Source organism: Buchnera aphidicola (Tetraneura ulmi), from assembly GCF_964058925.1.
GTDB lineage: Bacteria > Pseudomonadota > Gammaproteobacteria > Enterobacterales > Enterobacteriaceae > Buchnera_D > Buchnera_D aphidicola_B.
The window spans coordinates 321,242-344,317 of record NZ_OZ060366.1 but is presented as its reverse complement, the minus strand read 5'-3'; the positions used below and the strand labels follow the sequence as shown (position 1 = coordinate 344,317).

Here is a 23,076-nt window from a genome sequence, read left to right as displayed (position 1 = left end):
CTTTTTTAAATATTTATATTTATATATTAAAACATGTTTTTATGTATTTTTTTTATATTTCGTAAAAAATCTTTTTTAGAATAAATATATTTTATATTTATGAAAAAAATTTCTTTATGTATTGATTTTTTAATTTGTTTTTTAATTTTTTGTTTATTGCATAAAGATACGTGAATTGAGTGCGTAGATTATTTTTAATAATAAATTTTATATTTTTAGAATTATTTTTATGTTAAAAAAATAATTTTTATAAATATTTCCTAAAATAGATTTTTTATTTTTACATTCTTTAAATTTAAGCCAGTTGACATTTTCTAATGAGAATAAAAAAATATTTTTATAATAAATTATGTATACTGGCCTGAATTAACTTAAGAGGCACATGTACTACATGACTCGTACTGAAAAAATTACGTTTTCTGTTTTTAATTTTAAACCTTCGATTATGAAAGCATTGAATGAAATTGGTTATGTAAAACCTTCTCCGATTCAAAATGCTTGTATACCTTATCTTTTAGAAGGGAAAGATGTATTAGGAATGGCACAAACAGGTAGTGGTAAAACTGCTGCTTTTTCTTTGCCATTGTTGCAAAATATTAATTTATCTTTAAAATTCCCCCAAATTTTGGTTTTAACTCCTACAAGAGAATTAGCAATACAAGTTGCAGAAGCATTTTCGGTATTTTCAAAATATATAAACGGAATTAATGTTACTGCTTTATACGGAGGTCAAAGATATGAAGTGCAACTAAAATCTTTAAGAAATGGTTCTCAGATTGTTGTAGGTACACCAGGTAGATTATTAGATCATTTAAAAAGAGGTACATTGAACTTATCTAAATTACAAGGATTAGTTTTAGATGAAGCTGACGAAATGCTACGAATGGGTTTTATTGAAGACGTAGAATCAATTATGTCTAATATACCGAAAGATCATCAAACAGCACTTTTTTCTGCAACCATGCCTGAAATAATTCGTCGTATTTCGAGAAGATTTATGAAAAATCCTAAAGAAATAAAAATACAATCAAATATTACGACTAGACCTGATATTAAACAAAGTTATTGGATTGTATATGGAAGAAAGACAGATGGTTTAATTAGATTTTTAGAAGTGGAAGATTTTTCAGCAGTCATCATTTTTGTTCGTACAAAAAATGCAACTTTAGAAGTTTCTGAAGCATTAGAAAAAAATGGATATAATAGTGCTGCTTTAAATGGTGATATGAATCAAACATTAAGAGAACAAACCTTAGAACGTTTAAAAAATGGAAGATTAGATATTTTAATTGCAACTGATGTAGCAGCAAGAGGGTTGGATGTAGATAGAATCAGTTTCGTTATTAATTATGATATACCTATGGATGCTGAATCTTACGTACATAGAATTGGTCGTACTGGAAGAGCAGGAAGAACTGGAAGAGCTTTATTGTTTGTAGAACAAAGAGAACGTCGTTTATTACGTAATATTGAAAGGATTGTAAAATTAAATATTAAAGAAGTAAAATTACCAAATGTAGAATTATTAACTTCTTGTCGTTTAAAAAAATTTTCTGAAAAAGTAAAATTTCAATTAAAAAGTAAAGATTTAGAAGAATATAGTAAATTATTAGAAAAAATAAAGCCAGAGACGGATTTGAGTATCGAAAAATTAGCAGCAGCTTTGTTAAAAATGGCTCAGGGAGAAAGATCATTAATAGTAAAACCTGATCTTTTTATTAAAAATTTTCAAAATTTTTCTAATAAAAAAACATTTTTAAGGAATAAATTTAGTAATTCTATTTATTCTAAAAAATTTGGAAAAGAAAAAAGAAGCATTAATAATAACATGAATCTTTATAGATTAGAAGTAGGTAGAAATGATGGAATAGAAGTTCGTCATATTGTTGGAACAATTGCTAATGAAGGTAATATTAATAGTCGTAAGATAGGTAGTGTTAAAATTTTTCCTTCATTTTCTACGGTTGAATTACCAGTATTTTTATCTCAAGATTTTTTAAAATTATTTTCTAATACTCGTATATTAAATAAGTTAATAAATTTAAAATTGTTAAATGATATTAAATTTCGTAGTAATAAAAAAAAATATAGTTTTAATAATTTAAAAAACAAATCTAATACTAATCAGATTTATTCTAGAAAAAATTCTATTAATAATAGTAGGTTTTCAGTATCAACGAAACAATTTATTAATTCTAAAAAATCGATTATAGGAAAGAATAAAAATAGAATTCGTTCTTATCAAGAATAAAAAATAAATGTAATTATGAAATAATTTATTTTTAATTCTTTTAAGTTAATAAAAAAATAAACTATTTTCGTTTTGTTTTAGTATTTATTTAATGTGGTAGAAAATATTTCTACCACTGATTCTATTTTTTATAAGCCATAGCTTCAATTTCTATTTTTGAATTTTGTGGTAATGCAGATACTTCTACACAAGATCTTGTTGGAAAATTAGTTACAAAATTTTTAGTAAAAAAAGATTTATATATTTTATTTACTTTATTTATTTCTTTTATATTAGTAATGTAAATATTTATTTTTATAATATCTTTTATATCAAAATTTGATTTTTTTAGTATTATTTTAATTTTTTTTAATATTATTTTTGTTTGTTGACTTATATCTTCTGGAATTTTTTTTGAATCGATTTGATTTGGAATTTGACCAGATATTAATAAAAATTTTTCAATTAAAATTGATTGTGAATAAGGTCCTATTGGTTCAGGTACTTTTTTTTCTTTATTTTTATTTTTCATATTATTAAATTTAATTTACTAAAAATTAAAAGTACAAATTTGTTAATTTTTATTTAAAATAAAAATTAACATTGATTTTATTGTATGTAATTTATTTTCAGATTGTTCAAGAATAATTTTTTTATTTTTTCGAAATACTTTATCGGTAATTTCAATTCCATTTTTAAATCCAAATTTTTTCATAATTGTTTTTCCTAATTTTGTTTTTAGATCGTGTAAAGCAGGTAAACAATGTAAAACTCTTATTTTTGGATTTTTTGTTAATTCTAACATAGAATCATTTATTTGATATTTTTTTAGTGATAATATTTTTTCTTCCCATTTTTCTAACTTTTCATTCATAGAAACCCAAACATCTGTATATATAAAATCTACTTGATTAACTCCATCTGATATATTTTCGGTACATATAATATTTTTATTAAAAATATTATTTTTAATATTGTTGGTGTTTAAAAAAGAGAGATTTGGCCAATATTTTTTTGGAGCAACAATTCTTAATTTAAATCCTATTAAAATTGAAGCTTCAATTAGAGAATTACTAATATTATTTTTTGCATCTCCAACATATGCACAAATTATTTCTTCTATTTTTTTATTTTTAGGTAGGTTTTCTTGTATTGTAAGTAAATCAGCTAATAATTGAGTAGGATGAAATTTATTTGTAAGTGCGTTCAATACAGGTATTTTTGAAAATTTTGAAAAAGTTTCTATTGATTTTTGTTCATTTCCTCGAAATACGATTAGATCGTATAAATTACTTAATATTTCTGTAGTATCTTCTATTGATTCTTTATAGTTTAAATGAGTATCTTTTGGACCTAAATATGTAATATTTGCTCCTTGTTCAAATGATGCAACTTCAAAGGAACATCTAGTTCTAGTAGATTCTTTTTCAAAAATTAATACGATTTTTTTATTTTTTAAAAATTTTTTATTATTTTTTTTTTCTTTTTCTTTTTTTAGAAAAATAGAAAAATTAATTATTTTTTTAATTTCAGAAACAGAGTAGTCGGATAATTTTAAAAAGTTTTTTTTATATAAAGTATTCAAAAAATTCTTGCTCCTTTCATTATTTAAATATTTTTTTATTTTAGTTAATTCTTCTTTTTTAAAAGACATTTTTTTATTATACTAAAAAATAATTTATAGATTATATCTTTTTAATAAAAATTATTTAATTAAAACACAAAAAATGAGAAATTTATGAAATATTTTGTTAAAAATATAAATTTTAATAAAATTAAAACTGATTGTATTATACTTGGAATATTTAAAAATTCAAAAGAATCACTAAAAAATAAACATTTATCTGAATTAGATATTTTTTTAAATGGAAAGATTACAATTTTATCTAAAAGAGAAAATTTTTTTGGAAACTTTAATCAAACACTATTAATTAACAATTTCCATGACCTTTTTTTTAATAAAATATTATTAATAGGCTGTGGAAATGTCGAAAAATTTGATGATTTTCGTTATGAAAAAATTATAAAAAATAGTATTAAAGTACTAAATTCTATTGGTTCTTCAAGTATATTATTTTTTTTAAATGAATTAAATGTAAAAAACAGAAATATGTATTGGAAAATACGATTAGCTATAAAATATATAGAAGAAGAATTATATTTTTTTTCATATTTCAAAAAATCTTTAAAAAAAAAGAAAAATTTTGTTACTAAAATAATATTTAATAGTGTTTCTAAAAAGTATATTCCTAAAATATTACTTGCTATAAAACATGGAGTAGCAATTTCTGAAGGTATAAAAATATCAAAAGATATTAGTAATTTACCTGCAAACATATGTACTCCAATTTATTTATCTAATAAGTCTAGAGAATTATTTGAATTTGATGAATCTAAATTTTCTATAGAAGTTCTTACTGAATCAGATTTAAAAAAGAATGGTATGAATGCATATTTAGCAGTTGGATCTGGTTCTAAAAACAAGTCATTAATGACTATTATTAAATATAAAAACAGTGAAGAAAATAAAAAAAAACCAATTGTTTTGGTTGGTAAAGGGGTGACATTTGATTCTGGAGGAATATCTTTAAAACCTTCTAACAATATGCATCGAATGAAATATGATATGGCTGGAGCTGCTTCAATATATGGAATTTTATTTTCAGTTATGAAACTATCTTTACCAATTAATGTTATAGGAGTAATAGCTAGTTGTGAAAATATGTTGAGTGGTTGTTCTTTTCGTCCTGGAGATGTGTTAACTACTATGTCAAAAAAAACAGTAGAAGTATTAAATACTGATGCTGAAGGAAGATTATTATTATGTGATGTATTAACTTATGTAGAAAAATTTCAACCAGATTTAGTAATAGATATTGCAACTTTAACAGGAGCTTGTATTGTTGCTTTAGGAACAGAAATTACTGGTTTAATGAGTAATAATTCTAATTTATCAGAACAATTATTAGTTTCTGGCAAACAATCTAGAGATAAAGTATGGGAGTTGCCTATTTTAATAGAATCAAAAAAGGATTTGTACTCTAGTATTGCAGATATTGCAAATATTTCTAAAAAAGGAACAGGTGGAGCTATAACTGCAGCTTATTTTCTTTCTCAATTTTGTAAAAAATATAAATGGGCTCATTTAGATATTGCTGGTACAGCATATTCAGAAATAAAAGATAGTTCTACAGGAAGACCGGTTGATTTATTAGTTCAATTTTTATTAAATAAATGTACTGATTTTATTTCATTATTTTAAAAAAAAATATTTTATTTAATTTTATTAAAAATCAGTTTTTTAAAAATTTTTTTAATACGTTTTTTATGGATTTAAAATATGAAAAAAAAATTTATATCAAAGGAAATAGAAAGTAATTTATATGATTTTTGGGAGAAAAAAAATTTTTTTTCCCCAAATTATAAAAGTAAAAAAGGGAATTTTTGTATTGTAATTCCTCCTCCAAATATTACTGGAAAATTACATATGGGACATGCTTTTCAACAAACTTTAATGGATATAATAATAAGGTATCAACGAATAAAAGGAAAAAATACGTTTTGGCAGTCAGGTACTGATCATGCTGGAATTGCCACTCAAGTTTTAATTGAAAAAGAATTTTTTAGATTAGAAGAAAATAGAAAAATAAATACTAAAGAAAATTTCATCAAAAAAATTTGGAAATGGAAAGAAAAACTAAATTTTAAAATAAATAATCAAATGCGTCGTTTAGGAAATTCAATAGATTGGAGTAAAGAAAGATTTACTTTAGATGAAGAAATGTCAATAGCTGTTAGACAAGCTTTTATAAAATTATATGAAAAAAAATTAATTTATAAAAGTAAAAAATTATCTAATTGGGATATATCTTTAAAAACAGTAATTTCTGATTTAGAAGTCGAATATCGACAAGTATCAAGTAAAATGTGGAACATATGCTACCCTTTTGTTAAGCAAAATATAACTGATAAAACAGAATATTTAGTAGTTTCTACTACACGTCCTGAAACTTTATTTGGAGATATAGCAATTTCCGTACACCCAAGTGATATTCGTTATAAAAAACATATAGGTAAATTTGTTTCTATTCCTTTAATAAATAGAATAATACCAGTTATTTCAGATTATAAAATAGATTTAAATAAAGGTACTGGTTGTGTAAAGATAACACCAGCTCATGATTTTAAAGATTATGAAATAGCTAAAAGAAAAAATTTACCAATGATTAATATATTTAAAAAAGATGGGAAACTAAGAAATTCATTACAATTCTTTGATACCAATGGAAACCAGTTATTCGATGTTAATTTTTTCGTCCCTTCAATTTTTAAAAATTTGGATCGATGTAAACTTAGAGAAAAAGTTATTTTAGAAATTAAAAAATTAGGTTTATTAAAAGAAGAAATAAAAATAAAAAATACTGTTCCATATGGAGATCGTACTGGAACTATTATTGAACCTATGTTAACAGATCAATGGTACTTAAATACTAAACCATTATCTATATTAGCAATAGAATGTGTTAAAAAAGGAGATATAAAATTTATTCCAGAAAAATATAAGAATGTTTTTTTTTCTTGGATGGAAAATATTAATGATTGGTGTATTTCTAGACAATTATGGTGGGGACATCAAATACCTGTTTGGTATGATGAAAAAAATAATGTTTACGTTGGAAATGATGAAAAGGAAGTTAGAGAAAAATACAGAATTTCTAAAGAAACAGTCTTGAATCAAGAAAAAGATGTTTTAGATACTTGGTTTTCTTCCGGATTATGGTGTTTTGCTTCATTGGGATGGCCTAAAAAAACAGATTTATTTAAAAATTTTTATCCTACTGATATTTTGGTAACTGGTTTTGATATTATTTTTTTTTGGGTATCTAGAATGATTTTTTTAAGTACGTATCTTATTAAAGATAAATTTGGAAATTATAAAATTCCATTTAAAAGAGTTCTAGTTACTGGTTTAATTAGAGATGAATTTGGTAAAAAGATGTCAAAATCTAAAGGAAATGTTATCGATCCTTTAGATGTTATAAATGGTATTTCTCTGTCTAATTTAATAAAAAAAAGAATTAAATATATTTCCAATAAAAAATCAATAAAAAAAATTTCTGATTTTACTAAATTTAATTTTCCTAATGGAATAGAAGCTTTCGGTACAGATTCTTTGAGATTGTATTTTTCTTTTTTATCTACTCCTAAACAAGACATTCATTGGAATTATTCTAGATTAAAATTTTGTAAAAATTTTTGTACTAAATTATGGAATGCAAGTAGATTTGTACTTCTTTATCTTGAAGAAGATAATGCAAAAAAAGAAATAAAAAAAATAAGTTTCTCTTTTCCTGATTATTGGATTTTTATTGAATTAAATATATTGATAAGAGAATATTCATATGAAATGAAAAATTATCGTTTCGATGTAATAGCTCAAAAATTATATGATTTTTTCTGGAACAAATTTTGTGATTGGTATTTAGAATTTGCTAAAGTTATTAGAACAAATGGAAATAAAATAGAATTACAAGGAACAAAATATTCTTTAAAAAAAGTATTAATAACTATTTTAATCCTATTGCATCCAATTATTCCGTATATTACTGAATATATTTGGAGAGAAATAAACAAGATAGATCATCTTAGTGAAAAAGAAACAATTTTAGAAGAATCTTTTCCTGTTTTTATACCTCTAGAAATTGATAATAAAATTATTCAAAAAGAAATGATTTGGTTTCAAAAAAAAATTATTGAAATAAGAAATATTAGAATTAAAAATAATTTTCATCCTAAAATTATGGTTTCTTTATTTTTAAAAAATATCGATTCTAAAAATAAAAAATATTTTAAAAAATATGAAAACTATTTTAAAAAAATGTCTTATTTAGATGAAATTCTATTTTTTCCTGATAAAAAAATAGAATTTAATAATAAATTTCAAAAAATAGACGGTGCAGAATGTTTTATTTTAAAAAAAAATAATAAGTAACTAGAAACGTTTAATATATGTAAATTAAAATTTTTATTTTTTTTAGTTTTAATTAATTAATTTTTTATTAAATTTTTACTGATTTTTATTTTTTTTAATTTTATTTTTAGGAAATTGTACAAATGAAAAATTTACATAATTTGATTGAAAGAAAAATACTTAAAAAAAAAATTATAAATAAAATAGAAAAAAGAGTCATAGTTTCATTTTACAAATATTTTTTTATATCTGATATTTTTAGTTTTCGTAATAATTTGTATAAATTATTAGTATTTTTCAATGTTTTAGGAAGAGTATATGTATCTGAAGAAGGAATCAATGCTCAAATTAGTATTCCAAAAGAAAAGTATTTAATTTTAAAAAAAAAAATCCAAAATTTTGATTTATCTTTACGAAAAATATTTTTTAATAAAAATCAAGAAAATTATTTAGTTGAACCATTTTGGTTACTAGTTGTAAAAATAAAAAAAAAAATTGTTTCTGATGGAATTTCAAATAAATATTTAAATATTATTAAATATAGAGGTTTATATTTAAATTCAGAAAAATTTAACAAAATGTATCTTATTAATAAAAAGAAAAATAATGCAGTTTTTCTTGATATGAGGAATTCTTATGAATATGCAATAGGACGATTTGAAAATTCAATAAATATTCCTGAAGAAACTTTTAAAAATCAAATAAGAAATATTCTTAATTTTTTAGAACCTTATAAGAATAAAAAAATTGTAATGTATTGCACAGGTGGAATTAGATGTGAAAAAGCTACTTCTTGGATAAAATATCATGGATTTAAATACGTTTATCAATTAAAAAATGGAATTATTGGGTATTATAATGAAACTAAGAAAAAAAAAATACCTATGTATTTCAAAGGAAAAAATTTTGTTTTTGATGCTAGAATGGGAGAAGAAATTACAAATGATTTATTTACAAATTGTAAAATTTGTAAGTTACCATCTAATGATTATGTTAATTGTAGTTATGAAAGTTGTCATTTACTTTTTATTCAATGTTTTCAATGTTTTGATAAAATGAATGGTTGTTGTTCTCAAATTTGTTTTTCTAAATTAGAAAAAAAATCTAAAAATAGATCATTTCTTTAAAAGAAAAGATGTATTTTTATTTTAAATTTTTAATTAAAAATAATTTTTTTATTTTTTAAAAATTTTATTTTTAATTTTTTAAAAAATTTAGAAAATATTTTTTATCTTTAAAAATCTAATTATTTTTGTATTCTTTAAATATTTTTTTTAACTAATTAATAAAATTATATCCTTAATGTTCTAATATAATTTTTTTAGTAATTTTAGTTCTGAAATTTCTAAATTATTTTTTGGTTTATTAATTAATAATTAATTTACTTTAATTTAAAAATATTATTGTAATAACTAATTTAGTTTTATTTTTTTTAATAGATAAGCTTTTTACATTAATAAAGTTTTTTATTTATTAAAAATAAAATTTTTTTAAATATTTTAAAATAAATATTTTTTTATTTTTGTTTTCAAACTTTCATATAATAAATTTTCTAAAAATTTTTATTTAATTTTAATTATTTATGTTCTTGATAGAGAGTAATTGTTTTTTTATTCATATAAATTTTTAAAGAAATAGAAATATTTTTTTAAAATTTATTTTAAAAAAGAATTTTTTCTATCATTATTACTTTTAATTAAGGTTGTTTAGTTTTTTTTTATTTCAAAATTATTTAATTCTTTTTTCTAAAAGATAAATTTTCACTTTTTAATTAATATTTAATTTTTGTTAATTAAATAATTAATATTAATATTTTTAACATAAGATTTATTTTTTTTTAAAATTAAGAGGTTTTTTCTTTTTTTATAAATTATTTTTCCAATATTTAATATTTCATTTTTTATAAAAAATTTTTAAAAAAGTTGATTTTATCGATTAATATTTATATTTATTTTTTAAATAAATTTAAATTATTTTGTTTATAAAAGATTTTATTAATTAATTTTCATTACTTTTTAAAATATTTTTTATTATTAAAAAATATTTATTTTATTTCCATTTTTTTTAACATTTTTATAATTAAAAAATTATATTTTTAATATTTTATATTTTAAAAGTTTTAGAAAATTATTTTTATTTATTTAATGTATGATAATATATCTATATAGGAAAATTTATGTCGATAGTTTCTGTAATAGAAATACAAAATGATAAAGTTAAAATAGGTGAATTAATTACTATTAATGGATGGATTCGATCGAGGAGAGATTCCAAATTGGGTTTTTCTTTTATAGATGTTAATGATGGATCTTCTTGTAACCCAATTCAATGTATTGCTTATAATAATTTAAAAAATTATTATAAAGATGTATTAAAATTAACAGTAGGTTGTTCAATAACTATTTTAGGAAATTTATTTTTATCTTCTGGAAAAAAACAAAAATATGAAATTGTTATTAACAATATTAATATATTAGGATTTGTAGACAATCCAGAAAGATATCCTATTTCCTCTAAAAATCATACAGTTGAACATTTAAGAAACGTAGTTCATTTACGTTCAAGAACTAATTTTATAGGTTCAATATCTAGAATAAGGGATTTTATTTCATATGCTTTAAAATCTTTTTTATATAAAAAAAAATATGTTTGGGTGCCAACTCCTATTATTACGAGTATAGATTCAGAAGGTTTGGGAAAAATGTTCCGAGTATCAACTTTAGATTTTTATAATCTTCCAAAAGATAATGATGGAAAAATAGATTTTAGAAAAGATTTTTTTGGAAAAGAATCTTTTCTAACTGTTTCTGGACAATTAACTTTAGAAACTTATGCTTGTTCTTTATCTAAAGTGTATACATTTGGACCTACTTTTAGAGCAGAAAATTCAAACACTAGTCGTCATTTATCCGAATTTTGGATGTTGGAGTTAGAAGAGTCTTTTTTAAGTTTAGATGAAATAATTCAATTTTCTGAAAATATGTTAAAAAAACTAATTAATTTAGTATTAAAAAATTGTTATCAAGATATTAAATTTTTAGAATTAAAATCTAAAAATAAAATTTTTTGTAAATTAAATTTTTTTTTAGAGAATGATTTTATTAAAAAGGATTATGCAGAAATTATTGATATTTTAAATTTTTCTAAAAAATTTAAAGAAAAAATTAATTTTGGAACAGATTTATCTTCTGAACATGAAAAATATATTTTAAATTATTATTCTAATATTCCAATAGTTATTAAAAATCATCCAAAGAAAATAAAAGCTTTTTATATGAAGTTAAACGACGATAAAAAAACTGTTTCTTCTTTTGATTTATTGTTACCTGGAGTAGGAGAAGTAATTGGTGGATCAGAAAGAGAAGATAAATTTGATAAGTTAGAAACTAGATTAAAAGAGATGGGTATGTCTCTTCAAGATTATAGTTGGTATTTAGATCTTAGAAAATATGGTACAGTTCCTCATTCTGGATTTGGAATGGGTTTTGAGCGATTGTTATCTTATATTACTAACGTTACTAATGTTAGAGATTTAATTCCTTTTCCTAGAACTGCAAAGAATTCTCTTTTTTAAAACAAAAAATGTAGATATAACAATTTTTATAGAAAAAATTATAAATTAATTTTTTATTTTTTTTAATTTTATGAAAACAATATTTGTTTTTTAATCAAAAAGAATTATATTTATTTTAATCTAAAAATAGATCACTGTTTTTTTAAAATTATTAAAACACAAAATAAATGAATAGTGAATTTTTCGTATTTTTTAATATAACAAAATGGTAAAATAATAAATTTTTATGAAGAATTATAATTTTTTAACATTATTTTTTTTTGTATTGTTACCTTTTAATTTTTCAGAGTCTTCAGTGTTATATAATAATAAAGGTGATAAACTAGAGATTAATACTCAAATTAGAAAAAATCAAGATGTTTCTTATTCAAAAAAAAAATGTTTTATATATTTAAATAAAGATAAAGAAAATGTTTCAGTTTCTGTTTTTGCTAAGAAAAAAATAACTCAGGATTTATCTAGTTATGGTTATATTTACTATATTTCTGATTTAAATGAATTAAAATCTTTCTTTTTTAATTCTAAATTTAAAAAAAATGATTTTGGTTATTTTGGAATACGTTCTAGAAATTTTGGAGAAATTGAATATAGTCGTAATAATGGAGTTATGCATGATTTAATATATTTATTAAAAAAAAATAATATTAATAAAAATAATATAAATTTAGATCATAAAATTTTTTTAGATAAAAAAAACTATATCCTTACGTATCGAACAAATAATTCTTATTTCTCTCCTAAATTTTTAAATTTTTCTTTAGAATTTCGAGGTAATCCTTTATATTCTAGTTTTTCTACAAAAAAACATGAAAAAGAACTAAGTGGTATAGGTTATTCAATAGTTTATAATAATAAAAAAAATAATTCAGGTTTTTCTGCAGTTTTATCTTATTTTTTAAAAGATCGTCCTAAATTTAGTATAGAAGATAAAAAAGGTAAATTAACTAGTTCTTTTGGGTTGTCTACAAAATATGATTTTAAAAAATCTTATATAATACTTATTCTTGGAACAAATAAGAATATTGTAATTAATAAAAATAACAATACATTTTTGAAAAATGATGGATTAATCCAATTAGTATCAGGATATAATTTTGATAAAAACTTTAGTGCATTGGTTTCTTTTTCTAACTTACAGGGAAATGAATTATTAGTTTCAAATAAAAATATTCATCCAAAAAAAGAAAAATTTAGTTCTAATAATAAGTTTAGAATTTTAGCTGATTATAGTTTTAATAAAAATTTAGATGCTTACCTTGACTATACAATAAATTTATTGAAAATAGACAATGACTTATTTGGAATTAAACAAAAAATTTATAAAAATAATTTTTTAGGATTAGGTTTAAAATATAATTTTTAAAATTTATTTTTTAAGAAAAATCCTTGTCTTTTATTTTTGTTATTTTAAACAAAATTCTCTTCTGATTTTAAAAATTTCAAAAAATAAATGTCATAAATAAAATTAAAAAATATTTTTTATGAAAAATTATTCAGAAGAGAATTTTATACTTTTTAAAGTTTTTTTATTTTTTAAATTAATTAAATAGAAAATATTTATTTCTATAAATGTTTTTTATTTTCTAATTTATTATCCTATTGATCCTAATTTTCTACCTCCTAAAAGATGAATATGTAAGTAAGGTATTTCTTGACCACCATCTTTGTTACAATTTATTACTAACCGATAACCTTTTTTTTCTATTTTTTTTTTTTTTGCAATTTTTACAGCAATAAATATCATTTCTATGATAATATTTTTATTTTCAATATTAATTTGATTAATGTTTTTTATTTTTTTATTTGGAATTATTAAAATATGTATTGGTGCTTTTGGATTTATATCTTCAAATGCTGTTAGATTATCGTTCTGATAAATAATTTTTGACTTAATTTCTTTTTTAATAATTTTTTGAAATATATTATATTTATTTGTTTTTTTTTTCATTTTTTTATACAAATATTACGAAAAATAATAATTTTTTTAAAATTAAAAAATTAATTATATTAGTATTTTTTTTAATTTATTTTTATTATTGATTTTTCATATATTTTTCCATTTTAATTTTTATTTGATCAGATTTTGTTCCAAAAACTATCTGTATTCCTACTCCAGATATAATTACTCCTGCAGAGCCTGTTTCTTTTATTTTTTTTACATTAACTTGATTTATATCAATTACTGTTATTCTAATTCTAGTAATACAGGCATCTAAATTTTCAATATTTTTTCTCCCCCCTAAAGCTATAATTAATTTTTTTGAAATTTCATTTATGTTATTAATTTTAGAAAAAAAAATATTTTTCTCTCTTCCTGGGGTTTTTAAATTTAATTTCTTAATTAACGTGTAAAATATATAATAGTATAAAAATAAGTAAATTATTCCAAAGATAGGAAATAGCCAAATTCGATGGCTGTTTCCGCTTAAGATTAAAAAATCTATTAAACCATGAGAAAAACTAGTACCTGCTCTCATATCAAAAAAAATACATATAGTAAAAGCTAATCCAGATAAAATAGCATGTATTATATACAATAATGGAGAAATTAATAGAAAGGAAAATTCAATTGGTTCAGTAATCCCGGTTAAAAATGCTGTTAGTGCACTAGGAATCATCATTCCTGCAATTTTTGATTGATTTTCCTTTTTAGAGGATTTCCAAATAGCTAAAGCTGCTCCTGGTAAACCATACATTTTAAATAAAAATCCTCCAGAGAGTTTCCCGGCTGTTGGGTCTCCTGCCATATATCTTGCAATATCCCCATGAAAAATTTGTCCTGTTGAATTCGTATAGTTTCCAATTTGCATTTGAAATGGTACATTCCAGATATGATGTAAACCAAATGGAACTAAAGATCTTTCAATTAACCCATAAATTCCAAATGCTAACATCGGATTTTGATAAGCAGACCATTCTGAAAATAATTGAATTAAATGTCCAATTGGAGGCCATATTAAAGATAATATAATTCCTAAAATTATTGAAAAAAAACCAGAAATAATTGGTACAAATCTTTTTCCTGAAAAAAATCCTAGATATTCTGGTAAACGAATTTTATAAAATTTATTAAATAAATATGCAGATAAAATTCCTGAAAGGATGCCACCAAAAATTCCAGTATCATAAAAATTTTCTTGTTGAAAATTTGAATTTTTTATTTGTATTATTAATGGAGATATAGTTGATATAGTACTAGTCATAATTCCATATGATACAACAGCTGCTAATGCGGATACTCCATCATTTTTAGTAAATCCTAGAGCTACTCCAATAGAAAATATTAAAGGCATGTTAAAAAACACCGATGCCCCTGATTTATACATGATATTTGAAATTATAATAGGTAAAAAAGAAAATTTTACTGAACCTATTCCTAATAGAATTCCAGCAATAGGTAATACAGAAACAGGTAACATTAATGATTTACCTATTTTTTGTAAACTAGAAAATGAATTTTTTAACATTAATTTTTTCTCTTTTTTAAAATAAAAAATATAAAATTTTTTTTTGAATTTTATAAAAAATTACATATAAATAAATTTATTTTTTAATTAAAAAAATCATGTTTTTTTTTAAAATAGTATTTTATGAATTAATTTTCGGAAATAATTCATAAAAATTTTTTGTAGTAATATTGATTAGATTTTCAAACTTGATTTTTTTTATTTTAGCTACACGTTTTGCTATATAAGGTAAATATGCAGGTTGGTTTTCTTTTCCTCTATTTGGAAATGGAGATAAATATGGTGAATCAGTTTCAAGTAAAATTGATTCAAAAGGTATATAGTTTAAAACTTTTTTTATTTCATCAGTTTTATTAAAAGTAATTATTCCTGAAAATGATATATAAAATCCTAAATCTAGCAATTGTTTCGCATATTTTATTTTTTTTTCAGAAAAAGAATGAAGTATTCCTCTACAATCATTTGCTTTTTCTTCTTTTAGTATTTTAATAGTATCTTGAATAGATGATCTTGAATGTACAATTATTGGTTTTTTTGTTTTTTTAGCTATTTGAATATGATTTCTAAATGATTTTTTTTGAAATTCTATATTTGTTTTATTGTAGAAATAATCTAAACCAGTTTCTCCTATTGCAATTACTTTCTTTTTTTTTGAAAATTTTTCTAAATTTAAAGAATCGGTTTCAACTTTCTTAACATATAATGGGTGAATTCCGCAAGAATGAAAAACGTTTTTTTTTTTATTGAATTTGATATTTTTTTGAAATTTTTAATAGAAGTAGAAACGGTTAAGAAAAAATTAACTTTATTTAAAATTGCGTTTTGTAGCAGTTCATCAAGATTCATTTTTATTTTTTTTAAATTTATTCTATCTAGATGACAATGACTATCTATTAAATGCATTAGTTTTACTCTTTAAGTTTTTTATATTTTTTAAGATGTATTTAATATTTTTTTCCAGTAAAAAAATTGTTCTATTATTAATAATTCTTGATTTATTCCTGTAATAGAAACAATTCTATTGTAACATTTTATCCAAGATTTAAATGATTTATTTAAACATTTGAATGTATGTTTTTTAGAAAAGATTTTTATTAGTTCTATTTGATCTAAATTAATCAAATTTTTATTTAGATTATTTTTGTATTTTATTGAATCTAATAAAATACAACAAATACTATTAATCAATAAAAAATTATCTTTTTTAGAAATAATTGAAATTAATGGTTTTATAGTACCTTTATTTATAAATTCTTTTAATAAAAAGAAAAACTCAAGTCTTAATGTCCAAAAGATACTTTGAAATAGTTTTTTTGATTCGATAGGAGAACTATTACAAGTTCTTAATAAAATTAAATAATTATTTTGTTTTGTTATTATAAATTGATTCTTTAACCAAATAATTCCTTCTTTTTCAGTAGGAGGTGGTAAAAAATGTAATAAACATCTACTCTTCAAAGTTTCTGGAATATAATAATTATTATTATATTCAAAAAAAAACCAAGTATTTTTTGGTGGTTCTTCAATTATTTTTAGTAAAGAGTTAACAGATGCTGTTGTTAGATTTTCAGAGTTTTGAAAAAAGAAAACTTTTCCATTTTTTTGTTGCGGTGTAAGAAGAATTTTTTTTTTTAAAGAATTAATAAAATCTATTCCAATACTTTCTTCATTAGTTTCTTTTTTAATATGATACCAATCTGGATGAGAATTGGCTTCCATTAATAAACAACTTGTACATACTGAACATTTTTTTTTTTTTGAACAAAAAATCCATTTTGCAATATTCCAAACTAATTTAATAATATCCAAGTTTTGATTAGATATTATCATTCTAGCATGATGACTTTTTTTATATTTATATTGTTTAATTATTTCTAAATAAACTTTTTTGTGCCAAGAATATAAATTCATTTTTTTACTTTTTTCAACCATTTTTTAACGGTTTTATGTACTAATTCATTTACAATAGAAATTTTTTGATTTGCATTTATTTTTATTGCTGTTGGATTTAAATTTATTAATTCTAAATATTTTTTTCTTGCACGAATAAAAAAACTAATTTTTTTTTGTTCTATTCTATCTAAATATTTTCTATTTTTTTTTATTCTTTTTAACCCTATTATTGGGTCAATATCTAAATATAGAATCAAGTCTGGATATAATGGTTCTACTAAAAATTTTTTTAGGTTATTAATTAAATTTATATTTATTCTAGACCCTGCTCCCTGATAAGCTATTGAAGACATGTCAAATCTATCACTAATTATCCAACTTCCTTTTTTTAATTCCGGTTTTATTACAGTTTCAATTAATTGTGTTCTAGCTGCATACATTAATAAAAGTTCAGTTTTCTTTGTAATTTTTTCATCGATATTTTTTTCTTTTACTATTTTTCTGATTTTTTCTCCTATTTTTGTACTACCTGGTTCTCTTATTAATACGGAATTATTAATTCCAAATAATTTTAAAGATTTTTCGACTTGTTTACAAGCATTTGTTTTTCCTGATCCTTCTATTCCTTCAATTACAATAAATTTATTTTGCATATTATTTTTATTGTTTTTTTAAATAACTTTATTATTAATTAGTTAATTTTAACATATAATTATATTTTTTTTATTTTTTTATTTTTAAAATTTATAAAATATTTTATAAAAGTTTTCTAATATTTTATTGCATTAGAATTATTTTTTAATCTTTAATTAAATTTAATTTTTTGTATCTTTTAAATTTTATATTTAAAAAGAATTAATTTTAAAAATTATTTTTTAGATATTTTATTATTATTTTAAAATTACTTAGTTTTGAATAAATTAATTCAATTAACAATTTTACTTTTTATATATTTAATTGTATCTTCTATTGTTTTTATATATTGCATATCTTCATCAGGAATATTAATTTTAAATTTTTCTTCTAGATTCATAACAAATTCTATCATGTCTAAAGAGTCTGCTTCTAAATCTTTGACATAAGATGATTTTCTAGATATTTTTTCTATTTTTTTTCCTAGTTGTACAGAAATAATTTTCTTTATTTTTTTTTCAATATCTATCATATTATCTCCTAAAAAATATTCAAATACATTTTAAATAATATTAAGTTGTTTGCATTCCTCCATTAACATGAATTACTTGTCCAGTAATATATGAAGATTTATTTGAAGATAAAAATAATACAACATTAGCGATATCAGAAGCTTTTCCAAAACGTTGCATTGGTATTTTTAACAAGTATGTATTCAATTGTTTTTTGTCTAGTTTTTTAGTCATATTCGATATAATAAACCCAGGAGATACAATATTTACGGTTATTTTTCGTGATGCAACTTCTAAAGCGAGTGATTTATGAAAACCTATTAATGCAGATTTTGAGCTTGAATAGCTGATTTGCCCACTGTTTCCTATAGATCCAATAATAGACCCTATTGTAATTATTCTACCTTTTCTTTTTTTTATCATTTTTTTTATTACCGATTGTGAAAGGTAAAATACTGAAGTTAAATTAATTTTTAATGTTTCTTCCCATTCAAAATTAGAAATTTTAGATAATAAATTATTGTAATTAATTCCTATGTTATTTATTAGAATATCGATAGATCCAAATTTAGTATTTATAAAATTTATTTTTTTTTTAATATCATTAGGGTCTTTAACATTAATTATTATTCCCTCTCCACTTTTATTTAGTATTTTTTTAATTTTTTTAACTCCATTTTTAGTTCTACTAGAACCAATTACTAGTTTTCCATTTTTTGATAGTTCTTTTGCTATTTTTTGTCCTATTGTACCTGTTGCTCCAGTAACTAAAGCTATTTCTTTATTTTGATACATTTTTTTACTTCCTAATTAATTTCTTATTATTTAAAAAAAAATTTTTTTTGTCATTTAAAGAAATAGAAATAGAATTTTTTATATTTTTATTTAAATTTGATAGCACTCTACTAGTTCCAACTTCTAGAAATAAAAAAATTTTATTTTTTAAAATAAAATTTATACTTTTTTTCCAGTTTATTGGTTCTATTAATTGTCTTATTAGAGCTTTTTTTATTTTTTTATCAGATTTTTCATATTTTATATCAACATTATTGATAATTGGAAAATCAGGTTTTCTAAAAATAAAATTATTTAAAAATTTAGAAAATTTTTTTGATGCGCTTTTCATTAAAGAACAATGAGATGGAATATTAATTGATAAATGAAAAACAGCTTTAGCTCCTAATAATTTGCATATTTTTTCTATTTTATATAATTTTTTTTTATTTCCAGATACAACAATTTCAGTTTCAGAATTTACACTGGAAATAGCAACAAGCTCATTTTTAAAAAAAATATTACAAATTTTTTTTATTATATTTTCTTTTATTCCAATTATTGCCATCATAGAACCTGGATTATTTTTTGCTGCTTCTTTCATAAATTTATTTCTTTTTACAACAATGTTTAATCCATCTTTGAAAGAAATAGAATTGGAACAAACTAATGCTGAATATTCTCCTAAACTATGACCTGCCACCATATTAGGTTTTTTTTTATTTTTTTTTTCCATATATAATAAAGAGAAACTGAACTTGTTAATATCAATGCTGGTGTATATTTGTTATTTGTTAAATTATTTTTATGATTTTTACTAATATATTCCCATAAATTATAATTAATATAGTTGGAAGCTTCATCGAAAGTATTCCTAATCATAGGAAAACTTTTAGATAATTCAAATAATATATCTATTCTTTGAATACCTTGACCTGGAAATATCATTGCAAATTTCATTTCTTTATCCGTTATTTTAATAAATAAATACTTTTAATTAATTTTTTTATCGTTTTTTAGAACTAAAAAAAAGTTTTATTTTTTAATTTTTAGTTTTTAATAAATAAAATAATTTTATTATTTAAATTATTAATTTTTTAAAATATAAGAATTAGATTAATTTAAATTTATTTTTTTTTTAAATCGATAATTGTTAAATCACTTTTTTTCCTTTAAAGTATCCTTTTTTAGTTATGTGATGTCTAATATGCATTTCTTTTGAATGTTTATCTATAGATAAAGTAGGTGTTTTTATTTTATCGTGAGATCTTCTCATTCCTCGTTTAGAACGAGTTGGTTTATTTTTTTGTACTGCCATTTTTACCTCTATTTTTATATTTTAGTTTAAATTTTATATAAGTATTCCAAATAATTTTTAAATTTTTTATCTAAAGGAGCTGATAATATAATTTTTTTTTTATTTTTTGGATGTATAAATTGTATTTCTTTTGCATGTAATAGTAAATGAAATGGACCATTAGTTTTTTTTATTTTTCTGTCAAGTGTTTTAGAACCATAACGATTATCAAAAACAATTGGTGAATTTAAATGTGCAGAATGGACTCTAATTTGATGTGTTCTACCAGTTATAGGATATATATAAACAAGAGTAGTGTTATTTTTGAATCTTTTTTTTACAAAAAAATGTGTTTCTGATGGTTTTCCAAGTTTGTGCACGCATACTTTTTTTTTGTTTTTATTTATATTCAATTTTTTTTTTAATAGTGGAAAATTAATTATATTTGTTGAATTAGGCCAATTTCCATGAACTAATGCTATATATTTTTTTTTAATTTTTTTATTTCTTATTTGTTCATGCAAAAAGTTTAGAGCAAATCTTTTTTTTGACATAATTAGTAAACCGGAAGTTTCTTTATCTAATCGATGTACTAATTCTAAATTTTTGCATAATGGTCTTAATAAACGAAATTTTTCTATAATTCCTGTTGAAATACCGCTTCCTCCATGTACTGCTATTCCAGATGGTTTATTTATAATAATTAAATCATCATCCTCAAATAAAATTTTTTTTAGTAGTTTTTTGTCTGTATTTTTTTGTATATTTTTTTTTTTAATAGTATTTACATATTGTTTTTTTATTGGAGGAATTCTAATTTTATCTCCAATTTTTAATTTGTATTTTGGAAGAACTCTTTTTTTATTTACTCGAACATTTCCCTTTCTTAAAATTTTATATATTTTATTTTTTGATAGTAATTTCATATAAGAAATTAAAAAATTATCAATTCTTTGTGGAATCATTTGTTCAGTTACATTTAAAAAATGAGGTTTTTTTGTTGTTTTTATCATAATACATGTCTAAAAGACAATATTATATCTAGAATAATAGTTCTAATCAATGTTTTATAAATTAATAATTTTATTAAAAATTTTTTAAAAATTAAAAAATAAAAAAATATTAATTTATTTAGTTTTTTTTTAATATAAATTAATTTATATTTTGAATATATAATTATTTATAATAAATTTTACGTATATAAAAATTTTATAAATTTGATTTTTATTAAAACTTTTACTTTCAAATTTATTTTTTTATATTTTTTATTTATAAAAAATATTTAAACTATTTATTTTTATATATTTATATATTAAATTAATAAAAAAGAGATCATTTTTTTTTATGAAAAGAATGTTAATAAATGCTATTAATTCTAAAGAATGGAGAATAGCTTTAGTAGATGGAAAAAAATTATATAATTTAGATGTAGACAAACCTAATAGTATTAATGAAAAAAAATTAAATATATATAAAGGAATTATAGATAGACTAGAACCTAGTTTAGATGCTGTATTTATAAATTATGGTTGTAAAAGGAATGGTTTTTTACCTGTTAAAGAAATTTCTAAAAATTATTTTTATAAAAGAAATGTTACTAATAATCATATTTTTTTTTTAAAAAAAGGAATGGATTTAATTGTACAGATAGAAAAAGAAGAAGAAATGAATAAAGGTGCTTTATTAACAACATATATTAGTTTAGTTGGAAGTTTTTTAATTTTAATGCCAAATAATCCTAATGTTAGAGGAATTTCTAAAAAAATTGCAAAAGTTCATCGAAATAAATTAAAAGAAATTTTTAAATATTTAATTCGACCTAAAAATATGGGGTTAATAATTAGAACAGCTGGTTTAGGAAAATCTTTAAAAATTTTACAAAATGATTTGGATAAAAAATTAAAACAATGGAAAGTAATTACTAAAACAGCTAATACTTATTCGTCTCCAATTTTATTGGATCAAGAAAGTAACATTATTAATAGGTCTTTTAGAGATGATTTAGATCAAGACATAGAAGAAATTATAATTGATAATTTTAAAATATTAGATGATGTTTATCATAATATGAATATTTTAGGTCGTATGGATTTTTTAAATAAAATTAAAGTTTTCAATAAAAAAATTCCATTATTTAGTTATTTTCAAATTGAATCACAAATTACCTCTATATTTCAAAGAAAAATAAGATTATTTTCAGGAGGAGAAATTGTTATTGATTCCACAGAAGCATTAACTGTAATAGATGTTAATTCTTTTCAATCTAATAAAGGAACAAGAATGAAAGAAACAGCGTTAAATACTAATTTAGAAGCAGCTGATGAAATATCAAGACAAATTAGATTACGTAATTTAGGAGGTTTAATTGTAATAGATTTTATTGATATGAAATTAATTCATCATCAACGAATAGTTGAAAATAAAATAAAAAAAGAGGTAAAGAAAGATAAAGCTCGTATTCAAGTTGGTTTAATTTCTCGTTTTGGATTGTTAGAGATGTCTAGACAAAAAGTTAAACATTCAATAAATAAAATTAACGATTATATTTGTTCTAGATGTAGTGGAACAGGTATTTTAAAGAGAAATATTTTTCTTTAAAATATTTTTTTAATTAGATTTAGAATTTACTAAAAAACATTTTTTTAAGTGAGTTTATTATTTATTAAATTTTTTATTCTTTTTTGATTAATTTTATTTTTTCAAAATTTTTAACTTTTAAAAAAAA

Annotated in this window: 21 protein-coding genes; 7 read left to right on the top strand and 14 right to left on the bottom strand. The window is 20.4% G+C overall.

The window, feature by feature from the left end; translation table 11 throughout:
• The first annotated feature begins 391 nt into the window (after positions 1-391).
• On the top strand, positions 392-2,251 hold the full coding sequence (locus tag AB4W66_RS01570) for a DEAD/DEAH box helicase (protein ID WP_367674704.1): 1,860 nt from the start codon (positions 392-394) through the stop codon (positions 2,249-2,251).
• Positions 2,252-2,372: 121 nt separating this feature from the next.
• Here AB4W66_RS01570 and AB4W66_RS01565 read toward each other — a convergent pair whose 3' ends face one another.
• Complete coding sequence (locus tag AB4W66_RS01565; RefSeq protein WP_367674703.1) at positions 2,373-2,762, bottom strand: Rid family detoxifying hydrolase; 390 nt, start codon at positions 2,760-2,762, stop codon at positions 2,373-2,375.
• A 42-nt stretch (positions 2,763-2,804) separates the two neighbouring features.
• Entirely contained in the window at positions 2,805-3,815 is a 1,011-nt protein-coding gene (gene argF, locus AB4W66_RS01560) for an ornithine carbamoyltransferase (protein WP_367675082.1), read from the bottom strand.
• A gap of 153 nt (positions 3,816-3,968) precedes the next feature.
• Here argF and AB4W66_RS01555 point away from each other — a divergent pair, with 153 nt between their 5' ends.
• The 5 genes from AB4W66_RS01555 (at position 3,969) to AB4W66_RS01535 (ending at position 13,138) form a co-directional block, all read left to right on the top strand.
• Entirely contained in the window at positions 3,969-5,492 is a 1,524-nt protein-coding gene (locus AB4W66_RS01555; RefSeq protein ID WP_367674702.1) for a leucyl aminopeptidase, read from the top strand.
• A gap of 78 nt (positions 5,493-5,570) precedes the next feature.
• A complete protein-coding gene (locus AB4W66_RS01550) occupies positions 5,571-8,222 on the top strand; it encodes a valine--tRNA ligase (RefSeq protein WP_367674701.1) in 2,652 nt (883 codons plus the stop codon).
• A 122-nt stretch (positions 8,223-8,344) separates the two neighbouring features.
• Positions 8,345-9,328: a rhodanese-related sulfurtransferase gene (locus AB4W66_RS01545; protein ID WP_367674700.1), complete on the top strand. Its 984-nt coding sequence runs from the start codon at positions 8,345-8,347 to the stop codon at positions 9,326-9,328.
• A gap of 1,049 nt (positions 9,329-10,377) precedes the next feature.
• The gene (gene asnS / locus AB4W66_RS01540; RefSeq protein WP_367674699.1) at positions 10,378-11,775 is read left to right on the top strand and encodes an asparagine--tRNA ligase; all 1,398 of its coding nucleotides are present in this window, start codon (positions 10,378-10,380) and stop codon (positions 11,773-11,775) included.
• Positions 11,776-12,001: 226 nt separating this feature from the next.
• The gene (locus tag AB4W66_RS01535) at positions 12,002-13,138 is read left to right on the top strand and encodes a porin (protein WP_367674698.1); all 1,137 of its coding nucleotides are present in this window, start codon (positions 12,002-12,004) and stop codon (positions 13,136-13,138) included.
• Between the two features lie 228 nt (positions 13,139-13,366).
• Here the strand turns inward: AB4W66_RS01535 and AB4W66_RS01530 are convergent, their stop codons facing one another.
• The 12 genes from AB4W66_RS01530 to AB4W66_RS01475 all read right to left on the bottom strand — a co-directional run bounded on the left by AB4W66_RS01530 (position 13,367) and on the right by AB4W66_RS01475 (position 21,364).
• Complete coding sequence (locus AB4W66_RS01530) at positions 13,367-13,723, bottom strand: HIT domain-containing protein (RefSeq protein ID WP_367674697.1); 357 nt, start codon at positions 13,721-13,723, stop codon at positions 13,367-13,369.
• An 85-nt stretch (positions 13,724-13,808) separates the two neighbouring features.
• The gene (gene ptsG / locus AB4W66_RS01525; protein WP_367674696.1) at positions 13,809-15,242 is read right to left on the bottom strand and encodes a PTS glucose transporter subunit IIBC; all 1,434 of its coding nucleotides are present in this window, start codon (positions 15,240-15,242) and stop codon (positions 13,809-13,811) included.
• A gap of 121 nt (positions 15,243-15,363) precedes the next feature.
• Positions 15,364-15,954: a TatD family hydrolase gene (locus AB4W66_RS01520; protein WP_367675081.1), complete on the bottom strand. Its 591-nt coding sequence runs from the start codon at positions 15,952-15,954 to the stop codon at positions 15,364-15,366.
• Positions 15,912-16,145, bottom strand: coding sequence for a hypothetical protein (locus AB4W66_RS01515; RefSeq protein ID WP_367674695.1), 234 nt, complete (start codon positions 16,143-16,145; stop codon positions 15,912-15,914). The genes AB4W66_RS01520 and AB4W66_RS01515 overlap by 43 nt, the downstream gene beginning before the upstream one ends.
• Positions 16,146-16,175: 30 nt before the next feature.
• Positions 16,176-17,153 (bottom strand): DNA polymerase III subunit delta' C-terminal domain-containing protein, encoded by a 978-nt coding sequence (locus AB4W66_RS01510; protein WP_367674694.1) that lies wholly within the window; start codon positions 17,151-17,153, stop codon positions 16,176-16,178.
• Positions 17,150-17,788 (bottom strand): dTMP kinase, encoded by a 639-nt coding sequence (tmk, locus tag AB4W66_RS01505; protein ID WP_367674693.1) that lies wholly within the window; start codon positions 17,786-17,788, stop codon positions 17,150-17,152. The genes AB4W66_RS01510 and tmk overlap by 4 nt, the downstream gene beginning before the upstream one ends.
• A 272-nt stretch (positions 17,789-18,060) precedes the next feature.
• Positions 18,061-18,300 carry an acyl carrier protein gene (acpP, locus tag AB4W66_RS01500; RefSeq protein ID WP_367674692.1) on the bottom strand — a complete coding sequence of 80 codons (240 nt, stop codon included), beginning with the start codon at positions 18,298-18,300 and terminating at the stop codon, positions 18,061-18,063.
• 40 nt (positions 18,301-18,340) lie between these two features.
• Entirely contained in the window at positions 18,341-19,075 is a 735-nt protein-coding gene (gene fabG, locus AB4W66_RS01495) for a 3-oxoacyl-ACP reductase FabG (RefSeq protein ID WP_367674691.1), read from the bottom strand.
• 4 nt (positions 19,076-19,079) lie between these two features.
• Positions 19,080-19,760 carry an ACP S-malonyltransferase gene (locus AB4W66_RS01490; RefSeq protein WP_367674690.1) on the bottom strand — a complete coding sequence of 227 codons (681 nt, stop codon included), beginning with the start codon at positions 19,758-19,760 and terminating at the stop codon, positions 19,080-19,082.
• The gene (locus AB4W66_RS01485; RefSeq protein ID WP_367674689.1) at positions 19,739-20,014 is read right to left on the bottom strand and encodes a hypothetical protein; all 276 of its coding nucleotides are present in this window, start codon (positions 20,012-20,014) and stop codon (positions 19,739-19,741) included. Before AB4W66_RS01485 ends, AB4W66_RS01490 begins: the two co-directional genes overlap by 22 nt.
• Before the next feature lie 193 nt (positions 20,015-20,207).
• Entirely contained in the window at positions 20,208-20,372 is a 165-nt protein-coding gene (gene rpmF, locus AB4W66_RS01480; protein WP_367674688.1) for a 50S ribosomal protein L32, read from the bottom strand.
• A gap of 26 nt (positions 20,373-20,398) precedes the next feature.
• Positions 20,399-21,364: an RluA family pseudouridine synthase gene (locus AB4W66_RS01475; RefSeq protein ID WP_367674687.1), complete on the bottom strand. Its 966-nt coding sequence runs from the start codon at positions 21,362-21,364 to the stop codon at positions 20,399-20,401.
• A 331-nt stretch (positions 21,365-21,695) separates the two neighbouring features.
• Here AB4W66_RS01475 and AB4W66_RS01470 point away from each other — a divergent pair, with 331 nt between their 5' ends.
• Positions 21,696-22,949, top strand: a complete 1,254-nt coding sequence (locus AB4W66_RS01470) for an Rne/Rng family ribonuclease (RefSeq protein WP_367674686.1) — start codon at positions 21,696-21,698, stop codon at positions 22,947-22,949.
• Positions 22,950-23,076: the final 127 nt, after the last annotated feature.